Source organism: Psychromicrobium silvestre (assembly GCF_013408295.1).
Classification (GTDB): Bacteria; Actinomycetota; Actinomycetes; order Actinomycetales; family Micrococcaceae; genus Renibacterium; species Renibacterium silvestre.
In genome coordinates this window covers 1108862-1122027 of sequence record NZ_JACBYQ010000001.1, presented here as the reverse complement: position 1 = coordinate 1122027, position 13166 = coordinate 1108862, and the positions used below count along the sequence as shown (strand labels likewise).

Genomic DNA, 13166 nt, shown 5'->3' with positions numbered 1-13166 from the left:
ATGCCTACCTTGTTCAGCAGAATCATCGATGGCGAGCTACCCGGCCGCTTTGTCTGGAAGGACGAGGATGTGGTGGTTTTCTTGACCATCGCGCCGCTCGCGGATGGCCACGTCCTGGTGGTTCCGCGCCAAGTAGTTAACCGCTGGACCGATGCTTCCCCGGAGCTGATGCACAAGCTCAGCTCGGTGGCGCAGACTATTGGGCAGGCTCAGATTGAAGCCTTCTCTTCGGCGCGGGCGGGGCTGATTATCGCGGGCTTCGAGGTGGAGCATCTGCACCTGCATGTTTGGCCCTCGAATTCGATGGCCGAGTACAACTTCGCCTCGGTGGACAATAACCCCGATTCGGAAAAGCTCGATGCCAGTGCGGAGAAACTTCGGAAGGCACTGCGGGCGGCAGGCCACGGTGAGTTCGTTCCCGCGTCCTAAGCTCGCACAGTCCTCTTAACGCCCTTGGTCCTCGCAGTCGTCTAGAACGACGGCGAGGACCAAGGAGCTTAAATCAGCGACCTAGACCCCCTAGACCTGGACCCCCTAGGCCTAGACCCCGGCGCCAAAAACCTCCGGACCGATCACCGTGGGGATGATTCTGCTCACCTCACCGCGAATGAAGGACCGCTTAATCAGATTCCCGGCTAGCACATTGCCCAGCGAGCCCATCACCATCGCCTGATCTAGCGAGAGATAACGGGTAGCGATGGTGCCCGATTTGACCGCCACGGCATCGTAAAAACCGCCCTTGCCATAAGCCTTTAGCACGGTCTGAATCTTCTGCAGATTCTCGAAGGCTTCCTGCGGCTCGTGTGCCATCGCCAGGAACGCGGCATGCGGAGTCACCACGCCGTCGCCAAAAGCCGGATGCGGGTTGGTCGCCTCCCGTGAACCCGGGTAGCCGAGATCGACATTGCTGCGCTCCAGATCGGAGAAGTAACCCTCAGAATTGAGTCCGACGGCGTCCACGCCCCATTCGCTGTAACCTCCGGTGGGATTGCTGGCGGGGGAGAAGCCCCAGTAACCGTACTTAGCCTCCTCTAGGCCGTGTTCCCGGTGCGCGCGAACGGTGAGTGGATGGTTGACGCCCCAGGACTTGGGTGCCCATTCCGCCTCGGGCACGAACATATCCGGCATTAGCGCTTCGAACATCGAACCGCCCCAGCCCGGTACTACCCGGAAGCCGCGATAGTTATAGGCGCCCTCGTAGACGTCAATGCCCCGGTAACGCCTGCTCTGACCCACCGGCTTTTGCTCCTGCCAGGACCAGTCAGCACCATCGGGGAAGGTGCGCCAGGTGGCGAAGTAGCTTTCCGCCGGGATCTGGCCGCGGGAGATGCCGATATAGCTGACAATCCGGGTCTCTGAGACCGTCGTATCGTAGTGATTTGCGGTGTAATACACCGGTGTTCCGGTACCCAGGTAATCGCCTTCTACGCTCACGCCGCTGGGCTTATCCACCCAGAAACCACCCCGGATCAGGCCGGTATGTTGTTCGGGGCGGGCGTCCGGATTGTAGAAGGAAGCAAAGTTCATCTTGTTCAGTAGACGGTTCGCCTGCGCGGACACCGAGGGATCTGCGGTCCGCACCACCATCAGTGCGGCGGCCAGCCAGCCATTGTCCACACTGGAGAGGAAGGGCTGCACCGGATCGCCGCTGCCCGGCCAGCCGGTCAGTTTCGTCGCGGTCGCTTCGTCATACCAGTTGTAGTACATGCCGCTCGGTTCATGCTTTTCCATTCGACCCAGAGTGCCCAAGGTCTGCTTGAGCCGTTGGCGGGATTCTGCGGCGGTGATAATGCCTAATTCACGGGCAACCACGGTGCTCCAGAGATAACCGCCAATATTGGTGGGGGAGGTGTAACCGGATCGTTCGGCAGCGCTCAGCCCCTGGCTGATGTTATCGGCGGGCAAGCCGGTGTGTTCGTCGGTCATCGCCACCAGGCTGGTCCAGGTGTCTCGGGCCCATTGCACGGCGAGTTTCCGACGTTGCGGCTGGCTGAAGAAACGATCTGCGGCGAGAGGGCGCGGGCAAGCCGTCTGTGCTGGTTTCTGCGCCTGTTCTTGTGCCAACGCCGGGGCGGCGGTGACTCCTGCTGCGATTCCAGCTGTGACTGTCCCGGCCAGGGCCGCCGTTCCGGTGAGCAGTGTTCTTCGCGAAAAATTCTGCATGCTGGTCTCTCCTTTGAGGCATGAAGATGTGATGCGCCTCACTATACACAAAAACCAATCGCATGAATGGTTTTTAAGTCGAGAGGGTGGCTTCCGGATATGCTGCTGAGGTGAGTTCAGCAGGCCAAAGAGGCCCCTACGCGAAGTCGGCCAAACGCCGAGAAGAGATCATTAGCACTGCGCTTCAGGTTTTTTCGGAGCAGGGCTTTCAAGGCGGCTCGATGCGAGAGATCGCCAGCCGGGTCGGTTTGAGCCAGGCCGGGTTGCTGCACCATTTCAAATCCAAAGACGAATTGCTGCTCGCCGTTCTCGAACTGCGGGATCAGATGGATTGGGCCCCCTATCGAGCCCAGGCGCACGGACTCAACTACCTCACCCTGATGCGTAAGGTGGTTGAACACAATGCCACGGTGCCCTCACTCGTGCAGCTCTATTCGAGGCTGAGCGCCGAAGCCGCCGCTCCGGATCACCCCGCACACCAGTTCTTCAAAGAACGCTATCGTTCCACCCGAGCGGAGGCCGTCGGCGCGATTCAAGAATCGATCCAGGCCGGCGAGCTCCGCCCGGATACCGATCCGGAGGCTATTGCCGAGCTCTTCACCGCCGTGATGGATGGCTTGCAATTGCAATGGCTTTACCAGCCCGCACTGAATATGCCCCAGGCCGTTGATCTGATGATCGAATCCCTGCTGGCCAAGCACAAGGCCTGAGCACAAGGCCTGAGCACAAGGCCCAAGGACTAGGCCCAGAATCTAAGCCAGCGCCTGCGCCATAGCGGTACGAATCCGCTTTTCGGAAACCGTATAGGCCGTGCCCAGTTCCACCGCAAAGAGTGAAACTCGCAGTTCCTCGAGCATCCACCGCACTCGAAGTAAGCTCGCTGGGACGCCGCGCCCGGCAGCCAAGGCCGCTACGGCGTCGTCGTACTCATCTTCCAGCCTTTGCACGGTAGCCATGCTCAGCCCGTCACGTTGCACATTGCTCGGCAGCTTTTCCAGCCTGCGCTCCATTGCGGTCAGGTAGCGCGGCAGCTGACTCAGTTGCGCGTAGCCGGTGCTGGCCACGAATCCCGGATAGACCAGGCCCTCCAATTGGGCGCGGATATCGTTCAGCGCGCTGATCAGGGCCAAGCTGCTGGCGGACTTGAGTTCCCGCTGCACCCGCCGAGTGGAGGCCAAGATCTTTTCGACGACGGCGACCACGGCGAAGACGGTATCGATCAGTTCCGCTCGGCTTCGTTCGTACTGGGCCTCAAATTCGGCCTCGGTGAAGGGCAATTCCTCGGGCAGCAGCTTGTCGATGGCCGCCAAGGTGCAATCCGCGATGAGCTCTGCAACCGAGCCATGCGGATTCTGGCTGAAGGTCAGTTTCTCCGCATTGCTCAAATGCTCCAGCACATAGCGGTCCGGGGAGGGGATGCGCAGCGCCAGCAGCCTAATTACCCCACCGCGCATGGCGGAGAGCGCCTCGTCCTCGGTCTGGAAAACTCGCAAAGCTACCGTGCTGCCCTGATCCACCAAAGCCGGGTAGCCGGTGACGGTGTGGCCACGGACCTCGCGCTGCACAGAACGTTCGATCGTTCCTACGCTCCAGCTAGACAGCCCGGTCTGCTCACGAATCAGCGGCTCCTGGGGGGCCGGGCTCTCAGACCGGGGACCCTTCGTCGCTACGCTTTTCGGGGTAGCCCCCAAGGATTCGGCGATGGCGCGGCGGATTGCTCCGGCTAAGGACTCCTGCAGCGCAGGCAGGTCTTTACTCTCGTCGAGCACCTTTCCGGCGGGATCGACTACTTGGAAACTCATGCGCAGATGCACCGGCACGGCGTCCCAATTCCAAGAGCCGGGCGGAATGACGTGTCCCTTGAGGCGGCGTAACACCAGTTCCAGTGAGGCTTCCAGCTCATCGGTGCCGGGATCGAAATCCTCCGCGAGGGCAGCCGCAGCTTGCCTAGCCACATCGGGGGCGGGCACGAAGTTCTTCCGGATCGCCTTCGGCAGGGACTTGATCAGTGCTGTGACTAGCTCGGCGCGCAGGCCGGGGATCAGCCAGCGGAAGGGGCCGTCGTCGAGCTGATTGAGGAACAGCACGGGCACCTGGACCGTGACACCGTCGGACTCATTGACCGAGGTTCCTGGGGAGTTGGGTTGGAACTCGTAACTGAGCGGCAGCGTGAATTCACCCTGCTGCCAACTCTTCGGGAAGGCCGACTCATCAAGTTCTTCAACCTCGGCCATCACCACGCCGGGATCGAAATCCAGCAAGCTGGGGTTCTCATGCCGGGCGTGCTTCCACCACTGATCGAAGTGCCGTTCGGAGACGACCTCTGCGCCCACCCGCGCGTCGTAGAACTCGAAGAGCGCCTCGTCATCCACCCGCAGATCACGGCGGCGCATCCTGGTCTCTAATTCTTCGACCTCGGCGAGCAGAGCGCGGTTTCGATGGAAGAATTTGTGATGGGTACGCCAATCGCCTTCCACCAGGGCGTGCCGGATGAAGAGCTCTCGGGAGAGCGGAGCGTCGATTCGGCCGTAGTTGATCCGTCGTTGCGGCACGATGGGCACCCCGAACAGGGTGACCTTCTCGTAGGCCATCACCGAGCCATTGCGCTTGGACCAGTGTGGCTCCGAGTAGCTGCGCTTGACCAGTTCGCCCGCAACTTCTTCAGCCCAGAGCGGGTCGATCTTGGCGTTCACCCGCGCCCAGAGCCTGGAGGTTTCTATCAGTTCGGCACTCATCACCCAGTCAGGGGATTTCTTGAACAAGGCCGAGCCCGGGAAGATGGCGAAGCGGGCATTTCGGGCGCCCGCATATTCCCGCTTGCGCTCGTCATAGAGGCCGATGTGGCTCAGCAGCCCGGCCAGTAAGCTCTGGTGCACCTGGGCGTGCATGCCCACCTGATCCACCTCGCCCGCTGTCAAGGTGATATTCAGTGGCTTGGCCAGTTGCCGTAGCTGGGCAAAGAGATCCTGCCATTCCCGCACGCGCAGGTAATTGATAAATTCCGCCTTGCAGAGCCTGCGGAAGGCGGTGCCGGAGAGTTCCTTCTGCTTTTCCTGCAGGTAACGCCACAGGTTCAGATAGCCGGTGAAATCCGAATTCTCATCGCTGAAGCGCTTGTGTTTCTCATCGGCCTGCTGACGCTTTTCAGTCGGTCTTTCCCTAGGATCCTGGATGGTCAAGGCGGCAGCCAGCACCATCACCTCGCGGGCGCAGCCGCGCTTACCGGATTCAACGATCATTCGGCCCAGTCGCGGGTCAACCGGCAGTAAGGCCAGCTGGCGTCCGACGGCGGAGATGGAGGTCTGTCGCGTGCCACCCTGGGTGCCGCTTGCGGCCGCAACCCCGCTTGAAGCCCGGCCACCGCTTGAAGCCCGGCCACCGCTGGACTTGAGGGCGCCCAGCTCACGGAGCAGCGCCACGCCGTCGGCCACTGCTTTTTCATCCGGAGGCTCAACAAAGGGGAAGTCGGAGACATCCTGCGGACCCTTGGCCACGCCGATGGAGATCATTTGCAAGATCACGGCAGCCAGATTGGTGCGCAGGATTTCCGGGTCGGTGAATTCGCGACGGGAGCCGAAATCTTCCTCGGAATAGAGCCTGATGCAGATGCCGTCCGAGACTCGACCGCACCGACCGGCGCGCTGATTGGCGCTGGCTTGGGAGATCCGCTCGATCGGCAAACGCTGGACTTTGGTGCGGTGAGAGTAACGGGAGATTCTGGCTGTCCCGGTGTCGATCACGTATTTGATGCCGGGCACGGTGAGCGAGGTCTCGGCAACGTTGGTGGCCAGCACGATCCTGCGGCGAGAGCCTGGGCTGAAGACGGCGTGCTGCTCGGCGAGTGAAAGCCGGGCAAAAAGCGGCAGGATTTCCGCCTCGCGAAGCCTGGGATGCTGGGCGAAACGGCTGCGCAGAGCTTCGGCGGCATCGCGGATTTCGCGTTCTCCGGAGAAGAAGATCAGCACATCGCCGGGGGCTTCCTTCGAGAGTTCCTCTACCGCGTCGCAGACCGCATCGAGCGGATCGCGGTCTTCCGAGGCTGGGTCACCGGAGTCCGCATCGGCGTCTTCATCACCGGGATCTGCGACCAGCGGACGGTAGCGGAGTTCCACCGGATAGGTACGGCCGGAAACCTCCAGAATAGGAGCCTGCTCAGCCTCGGTGCCGAAGTGCTGGGCAAAGCGTTCCGGGTCGATGGTGGCCGAGGTGATGATGATCTTCAGATCGGGTCGCTGCGGCAAGATCTGACGCAGGTAGCCGAGGATGAAATCGATGTTCAGGCTGCGTTCGTGGGCCTCATCGATGATCAGCGTGGAGTAACGGCGGAGTAGTTTGTCCCGCTGGATTTCCGCTAGCAGAATGCCATCGGTCATCACCTTGACCTTGGTCTGCTTGCTCACTTCTCCGGTAAAACGAACCTGGAAGCCGACTTCCTCACCGATTTTTACATCGAGTTCGGAGGCGATTCGCTCGGCTACGGTGCGCGCGGCCAAGCGGCGTGGCTGGGTATGGCCGATCAGCCGTGGTTTCCCGTCTTTACCGGGCTCGGCCAGCCCGAGTTCCAAGCACATCTTGGGGATCTGGGTGGTCTTGCCGGAGCCGGTCTCTCCGGCGATGATCACCACCTGGTGATCCCGGATAGCCGCCATCAACTCGTCTCGTCGCGCCGATACCGGTAGCTCAGGCGGGTAAGTGATGGTCAGGCTCATAACCCCTCCAGTCTATTTGATATCCCGCCCGCCCCAATCCCCACCCGCTTCCCCCAATCCCGCCCGTTTCTACTCCCAGCTATCCCACTGGGTGTGAACAGAGTGGCGGAAGCGCCGTCGAAAGATGCACACCAGCAACACCTGCAACATTCAGTGGGACAGATGGGTTCGGATGGGTGGGGGTAGGCGGGCTCAGGTGGGTGGGGCGGTGGCTTTGAGTAGTCTTTGGGCCATTAGCTCGGCTCGTTCGCGCAGTTCTGCGGGCTCCAGAATCTCGAAATCTAGACCGCTGGCTGCCAGACGTCCCAGTGGGGAGTCAAGCGAATCCCAACCCAACCGCATCAGGGTGATACCGGCAGCTTCCGTTTCCAGCACCGCCGTGGATACCGAGAAATGCTCCGAGACCAGGGAAGCTGGGGCTTGAACTCGTACCACCAGATCGTAGCGATACGGCGAGCGGGTAATGGCTCGATGAACATAAGCGGCTAGATCCTTGGCCGGTAAGGCACGCGGCAGAAAGCGCTGCCGTTCGGTGGGCTTAGCCTGCACCCGGTCCACCCTGAAGGTCCGCCAATCTTCGCGCTGTAGATCCCAAGCCAGCAGGTACCAGCGTGGCCCTGAATCCACCAGTCGATAAGGTTCGATCAGCCGCGAGGAGGCCTCGCCGTCGTGCTTCTGATAGCGCAGGCTCAGCACCCGCCGTTCCGAGATGGCTGCGGAAATCTGGGTTAGCAATTGCGGTTCCACCGCGTCCGTGGGCGCCGCGATCCGGCTCACGGCCCCCTGTAGGGAGGCGAAACGAGGCCGCAACCTTGGTGGTAGCACCTGCTCTAGCTTCCTCAGTGCACGGATGGAGGCCTCACCAATTCCGGCCACCGGGCCAACAGCCACCGTGCTGAGACCGAGCGCTACAGCAAGAGCTTCGTCGTCATCGAGCAGCAGGGGAGGTAAATCAGCCCCGGCTCCCAGCTGGTAACCACCCGCCACTCCAGGGGAAGCATGGATAGGATAGCCCAGGCTGCGTAGCTTATCTACGTCGCGGCGTACCGTCCGTTCGGTCACGCTCATTCGCTCGGCCAGTGCAGATCCGGTCCACTCTCGGCGCACTTGCAGCAGCGAAAGCAATTGCAAGAGCCGGGCGGAAGTCTCGATCATGCTGCCAGTCTAAAAGTAATAGAGGACAAATTCTGTCCTTATTTGCTCCTAGACTGACAATATTGAAGGAACGCACAAGGGGAGCTGTAAAGGGGAACGACAAATGAATAGGCCATTAAGCGTTGTGGTGTATCTTCCGGAGAAGATGGCGGATTGGGAGGTGGGCTACCTGATGGCGGAGCTCAAAACCGGCCGTTTTCTGCGGGCAGGGGTGAAGTTGAACTTGACTACTGCGGCTAAATCCAGGGAGGCAGTGCCAACCATGGGGGGATTGAGCCTAGTGCCCGAACAAACGCTCGCGGAGCTCGATGAGCAGAATATTGACGCGCTTATCCTGCCGGGTGGGGAATCCTGGGCAGATATTGCGGCAGAACAAGAAGTACTGGGATTGGCGACTCGGCTGAAGGCTCGGGGGGTGCCGATTGCGGCAATTTGTGGTGCCACCGAGGCGTTGGCTGCCGTTGGGCTGCTCAACGATGTGGCACATACCAGCAATAGCCCGGACTTCTTGAAGAGCTTCAAGGAATATCGGGGTGCCGAACTGTACCGGAATGAATTCGCTGTTCGCGATAATCACGTGATCACCGCGGGTAGCTGGGCGCCGGTCGAACTAGCCGCCCAAGTGTTCGCTGAATTAGAAGTGATGACCGAGTCAGCTTTGGCGAACTGGCTACTGTTCTGGGCTGATCGTGAGGTGTCCGGCATCTATGGCCTGGCCGCTGAGCAGGGGAGGAGGTCCGCATGAGCCGGACCTTGGCCACTCAACTGGCGGAGCAACTGAGCTGGCATTGGGAGAACCAATTACGACCCAGACTCAATAACTTGAGTGATGAGGAATACTTCTGGGAGCCAGTTCCGCGCGCCTGGAATGTTCGACGTCGGGGCGAGACTTTGAAGAATGTGGGACAGCGAGGCTCCGGCGAATTCTTGATCGATTTCGAGCATCCACCGCCCTATCCCGCACCGGTGACCACGATTGCTTGGCGGCTGGGCCATGTGATCACCGGGGTGCTGGGAGAACGCAATGCCTCGCACTTCAACGGACCAGCTGTGGATCAGCGAGATTACCCTTATCCGGGCACCGCGGCCGATGCCTTGGAGCAGCTCGACGAAGCCTATCAACGGTGGATCTCAGCGGTTTCGGCTCTCGATGAGCAGGCTTTGGCAGCTCCTTGCGGGGACGCTGAAGGCGAGCATTTCGGGCAGTTTCCGCTGAGTGATCTGATCCTGCACATTAATCGCGAGGTGATTCACCATGGTGCCGAGGTCTCGCTCTTGCGGGATCTGTACCGGCACGGGCTCCGCTAAACTGCCTGCATGAATGAGTCGAGGACAAACCAGGACGGAACGCCTCTTCCAAAGATCGGAGCCCCAGCCACCCGAGCGCTGGCTGGGGCCGGTTACTTCACCATAGAGTCCCTGGATGGGGCTTCGGCGAGTGACCTGCTCAGACTTCACGGAATGGGGCCAAAGGCGATGTCAATCCTCAAGGTTGCACTCGCAGAGCGGGCACTTAGCTTCACGGACTGACCGGACTGACTGGATTTGCCAGCAGCCAATCGCGGACTTGAGCGGCGTGTTCATCCGGTGGAAAAATCGGATAGAACACGTGCTCAATCCGCTGACCGGAAAGCACCATGGTGAGTCGTTTGTAATATGGTCGGCCCTCCGCTTGGAAGGTCGGCAGCGAGAGTTCGTGGCCAAGCCGCAGCTGCGGATCGCTTAGAAGCTCGTAGGGCAAGTGCAAGCGGGTTACCAACTCGCTCTGATAGTCCTTGCCCTGGCCGGAGAGCCCGTAAATGGCGCTGGCTCCGGCAGCACGCAGCTCCTCGAGATTGTCCCGGAAACCGCAAGCCTCCGGGGTGCAACCCCGGGCACCGGGAATCTCATTCCAGCCCAGCGGCATATCGGTTCCGGGCACTCCGGTGGTTGGGTAAATGAAAAGCACCCAGCGTTGCTCACCCATCCCGGACAGGCTCACCGGGGTGAGCCCTGTCGATTCCAGGGTCAATCCGGGCAAGGCGAGACCCGGCAGGTGGGCCGCTTGGCCATCGTCCTGAGGCGCCGGGAGATTTGGCGGTAACTTCTCATAGTCGTGGCCGCTGGACATTTCGTTATCCTCTTCCTGCTGACTTGAATGGTCATGCTGATCGAGCGGAAAGCCTCGGGCTGCCGCCGTAAACAGTCGTTCGCGTAGCAGCTCTCGGTTCTGCCTGAGCTGGGCGATGGTTTCATCGATTCGGTCAATTTCGCGTTGATAGGCCGCGAGCGAGTCAAGGCAGTCATCGCCTTGCTGATGCCCCAGCCGTAGGCAATCGATAAACGGCCTGGTTCCCTCCACCGAAAATCCGAGTGCCCGTAGCTCAAGGATGTGTTGGATGGCGGCTTGATCCTGTTCGGAGTAATCGCGATAACCATTGTCCAGACGCGGTGGATCGATCAGCCCGCGGTCTTCAAAATAGCGCAGCGCCTTGACGCTAATGGCGAGCTTCCGCGCCAGTTCTTGTGCCAACATTTTCATCACCTCTGGGAAAACCGTAAACCCGTCCCCATGGGGACGGGTCAAATCGGTGAGGTGATGCGCGAAAAATACGCGAGAAACGAAGAAAAGTGCCCTCGATAGGATTCGAACCTACGGCCTGTTGCTCCGGAGGCAACCGCTCTATCCCCTGAGCTACGAGGGCAAGGGACTTATCGAGTTTAGCAGCTAAGCCTCCCCGAAGAGCAAACCGACGGCAGACTAGTAACCCAGGAAGCTATCGGTATGTACCTTTCGAGCTCCGGCGCGGTGTCCCGAAGCCCTGGCGTGAGCCACGAACGCGGGGGATCCCGAAGCATAGACCCGTCGAATGCCGATATCGGGAACGGCAGCAGCCAACTGCTCGGCGGAGGGGTAGCCGGAAGCTAGGTGTTCGGCTCCGGTGATTTCAGGATCCACCGGGCAACAGACCACCAGCCGTACCCCGTCGGCGGCACACAATTCGGTGAGTTCCTGGCGGTAACCGAACTCTTCCAGCGAAGTCACGGTATAGACCAGTACCACATCGCGGTGCTCAGCAGGGGTGTGTAGCACCGATCGCAATTGGCTCATGAACGGCGTGATACCCACTCCGGCAGCCAACAGCAGCAAGGGGGAGTGCCCACGTGGCAGTACAAAATCTCCCCACACCCCGGTGGCCGAGATCACCTCACCGGCCCGCAGGGTGTTGAGGGTTTTCTTGAAGCTACTGGAAGGCTCGGCGAGCCGCAAAGCGAAGGCGAGCTGGCCGCCGTCGTGCGGGTCCGTGGTGAGGCTGAAGACGCGTCGCATACCGCGCAGATCGGCCTTGCGGTGAGGCAGCGATAGCTCCATATACTGCCCGGCGGCGAAGCGGGCCGGCCGGTCCGAGCTGAAGAGGTACTCCCGGCTGCTCGGGGTGAGCTCCCTGGAACCGTTGAATTTCAGCCGCAGCCCGCGGCGCTGCCCGAGCAGGAAGCTCAGGAGGTTGCCGATCAGCAGGGCTAGCTCAGGGCTGGAGAAGATCGGGCCAAGCTGGAATGGGACTGAGAAGAGCAGTCCTACGACGCCGGCTAGCAGCCATTGCTGATAGCGACGGGGTGGCAGGGTGAGCGGTTCAGAGAGCATGAATCCGACGAAGAACAGCACCGGAAGCGAGCCGAACGGCTGGCTCAGCGCGGTGGCCGGGTCAAGGCCACTACCGATCAGACGAAGAGAAATAACACCCGCCGCGACCACCACAAAAATACCGGCAAAGATGAGCTTAGAACTGCGGTAGAGCACGAGCAAGGCCGCCGGGATCAGCAGCCAGAGCATGGCAGGAGTAGCAGTCCACCAGGTGGCCAGGTTGAGGCCTGTCAAGGAGACCAGGAAGGCTCCGATGGCTGCCGGATTGAAGATATGACGACGGCGATAGGCGAGCAGGAATTTTGAGGCACCGGCTAAGGCGGCGGCTAGTGCTATTCCGCCGAGCGCGGTGGGATCCAAAGTGGGCCAGAACAGGAAATAGACTAACAATCCGGTGATCAGGCTGGATTCTAGATGAGCCTTGACTCGGAAGATTTTGGCCAGCACCCAGCTCACCAGGGTGCAGATCGCGACGCTCAGCAGCGCGCTGAGCAGCATCGCACCAATGCCGAAGGTCAACCAGCCCAGCAGGTCCAACACTAAGGAATAGACCAGCAGAATCGTCAGCACCGACAGCACCAAGCGATACATGGTGAAGCGGCCTAGAAAGCCGTCGAGTTGTGCTCTCATTGGCTGAATTCTCCTCAAAAGATCTCTCCATCAAAATTGTCCGAGATTTCGGCGCGCCCGGTGGAGAACATTCGGACGCTGGCAAAGTCGAATTCTTTGGCCAGCGTTGCGTGGTCGGTGAAGAACAGAGCGGTGGCCAGCGCATCGGCCTGCATGGCGTCCTGGGCGAGCGCCCAACTGGCTAGCACGGTCTGCACCGGCTTTCCGGTGCTGCCATCAAGCACATGATGTAGGCCAGCTCCCCAGCTACGCCGATTCGATGCGGAGGCGCAGATGGCTGGATAGCCGTGGTCAAGTTCCACCACTCCGATGGCTGTGCTCGGATCGAGCGGATGTTCTAGGCCCACCCGCAGCGTCAGGCCCTGCGCGAATAGGTCGCCACTGGCGTCGATCACGTAGTTCCCCACACCGTGCCGCTCTAACTCTGCGGCCAATAGATCGACGAGCTGGCCTTTGCCCGCAGCACCAACGTCGAGCACCACCGGCTGCTTGGTCTGCAAGCGGGTTCCGTGCCAGTCGATTGCCTCAGCCCAGTCCGGGGACGGCAAAAAACCCGGTTGCGCGCGCAGGGTGTAGTCAGCGTCGTAGCCTAGGTGCTCAAGGGATCCGGTGATAAGCGGCGTCATAGCACCCTCGGTCAGTCGATAAAGAGAGCGGTAGAGCGGTTCCAGGCTGGCTGCTGCCTGGGGCAGGCGGTAATACCCCGGAACCGCCCCGGCCTGAGAGACCACGGAATCTTGCCGGAATCGGGAGAAACCTTGATCGTAATCCGCTATTACGGTGCGCAGAGCCCCACGGATTTCGATATCTAGCTCCTCAAGAGTGTCGATCTGCCAGTGCGTCCCGATTGCCTCGAAGCGGTATTCAGCCCTGGAACCGGGCTG

At 60.6% G+C, this 13166-nt stretch carries 11 protein-coding genes and 1 tRNA gene; 5 read left to right on the top strand and 7 right to left on the bottom strand.

Annotated elements, in window-relative coordinates:
* Positions 1–429 (top strand): HIT family protein, encoded by a 429-nt coding sequence (locus FHU41_RS05270; RefSeq protein ID WP_179388547.1) that lies wholly within the window; start codon positions 1–3, stop codon positions 427–429.
* Between the two features lie 111 nt (positions 430–540).
* Here FHU41_RS05270 and FHU41_RS05265 read toward each other — a convergent pair whose 3' ends face one another.
* The gene (locus FHU41_RS05265; RefSeq protein ID WP_179388546.1) at positions 541–2163 is read right to left on the bottom strand and encodes a glucoamylase family protein; all 1623 of its coding nucleotides are present in this window, start codon (positions 2161–2163) and stop codon (positions 541–543) included.
* A 110-nt stretch (positions 2164–2273) separates the two neighbouring features.
* Between FHU41_RS05265 and FHU41_RS15375 the strand changes: the two genes are divergently transcribed.
* The gene (locus FHU41_RS15375) at positions 2274–2873 is read left to right on the top strand and encodes a TetR family transcriptional regulator (protein ID WP_179388545.1); all 600 of its coding nucleotides are present in this window, start codon (positions 2274–2276) and stop codon (positions 2871–2873) included.
* A 42-nt stretch (positions 2874–2915) separates the two neighbouring features.
* Here FHU41_RS15375 and hrpA read toward each other — a convergent pair whose 3' ends face one another.
* Together hrpA and FHU41_RS05250 are read right to left on the bottom strand one after the other, a co-directional pair.
* Positions 2916–6872, bottom strand: coding sequence for an ATP-dependent RNA helicase HrpA (hrpA, locus tag FHU41_RS05255; RefSeq protein WP_179388544.1), 3957 nt, complete (start codon positions 6870–6872; stop codon positions 2916–2918).
* A gap of 192 nt (positions 6873–7064) precedes the next feature.
* Positions 7065–8027: a helix-turn-helix transcriptional regulator gene (locus FHU41_RS05250; protein ID WP_179388543.1), complete on the bottom strand. Its 963-nt coding sequence runs from the start codon at positions 8025–8027 to the stop codon at positions 7065–7067.
* Between the two features lie 103 nt (positions 8028–8130).
* Here FHU41_RS05250 and FHU41_RS05245 point away from each other — a divergent pair, with 103 nt between their 5' ends.
* From FHU41_RS05245 to FHU41_RS05235, 3 genes are read left to right on the top strand one after another with little or no spacing between them, the layout of a single operon-like run.
* On the top strand, positions 8131–8772 hold the full coding sequence (locus FHU41_RS05245) for a DJ-1/PfpI family protein (RefSeq protein WP_179388542.1): 642 nt from the start codon (positions 8131–8133) through the stop codon (positions 8770–8772).
* Positions 8769–9335, top strand: a complete 567-nt coding sequence (locus FHU41_RS05240; protein ID WP_179388541.1) for a DinB family protein — start codon at positions 8769–8771, stop codon at positions 9333–9335. The genes FHU41_RS05245 and FHU41_RS05240 overlap by 4 nt, the downstream gene beginning before the upstream one ends.
* A gap of 9 nt (positions 9336–9344) precedes the next feature.
* Positions 9345–9557, top strand: coding sequence for a helix-hairpin-helix domain-containing protein (locus tag FHU41_RS05235; protein WP_179388540.1), 213 nt, complete (start codon positions 9345–9347; stop codon positions 9555–9557).
* Here the strand turns inward: FHU41_RS05235 and FHU41_RS05230 are convergent.
* From FHU41_RS05230 to FHU41_RS05215, 4 genes are all read right to left on the bottom strand, one after another.
* Positions 9547–10542 carry a MerR family transcriptional regulator gene (locus FHU41_RS05230; protein WP_179388539.1) on the bottom strand — a complete coding sequence of 332 codons (996 nt, stop codon included), beginning with the start codon at positions 10540–10542 and terminating at the stop codon, positions 9547–9549. The genes FHU41_RS05235 and FHU41_RS05230 overlap by 11 nt on opposite strands.
* Positions 10543–10638: 96 nt before the next feature.
* A tRNA-Arg gene (locus FHU41_RS05225) sits at positions 10639–10711 on the bottom strand.
* A gap of 56 nt (positions 10712–10767) precedes the next feature.
* Complete coding sequence (locus FHU41_RS05220; protein ID WP_179388538.1) at positions 10768–12282, bottom strand: FAD-dependent oxidoreductase; 1515 nt, start codon at positions 12280–12282, stop codon at positions 10768–10770.
* Between the two features lie 14 nt (positions 12283–12296).
* The gene (locus tag FHU41_RS05215) at positions 12297–13130 is read right to left on the bottom strand and encodes an FAD:protein FMN transferase (protein WP_343046286.1); all 834 of its coding nucleotides are present in this window, start codon (positions 13128–13130) and stop codon (positions 12297–12299) included.
* Positions 13131–13166: the final 36 nt, after the last annotated feature.

Coding starts and splice junctions, on each gene's coding strand:
- hrpA (WP_179388544.1), bottom strand. CDS start 6,872: ATGAGCCTGACCATCACTTACCCGCCTGAGCTACCGGTATCGGCGCGA.
- FHU41_RS05220 (WP_179388538.1), bottom strand. CDS start 12,282: ATGAGAGCACAACTCGACGGCTTTCTAGGCCGCTTCACCATGTATCGC.
- FHU41_RS05250 (WP_179388543.1), bottom strand. CDS start 8,027: ATGATCGAGACTTCCGCCCGGCTCTTGCAATTGCTTTCGCTGCTGCAA.
- FHU41_RS05240 (WP_179388541.1), top strand. CDS start 8,769: ATGAGCCGGACCTTGGCCACTCAACTGGCGGAGCAACTGAGCTGGCAT.
- FHU41_RS05265 (WP_179388546.1), bottom strand. CDS start 2,163: ATGCAGAATTTTTCGCGAAGAACACTGCTCACCGGAACGGCGGCCCTG.
- FHU41_RS05245 (WP_179388542.1), top strand. CDS start 8,131: ATGAATAGGCCATTAAGCGTTGTGGTGTATCTTCCGGAGAAGATGGCG.
- FHU41_RS05235 (WP_179388540.1), top strand. CDS start 9,345: ATGAATGAGTCGAGGACAAACCAGGACGGAACGCCTCTTCCAAAGATC.
- FHU41_RS05270 (WP_179388547.1), top strand. CDS start 1: ATGCCTACCTTGTTCAGCAGAATCATCGATGGCGAGCTACCCGGCCGC.
- FHU41_RS05230 (WP_179388539.1), bottom strand. CDS start 10,542: ATGTTGGCACAAGAACTGGCGCGGAAGCTCGCCATTAGCGTCAAGGCG.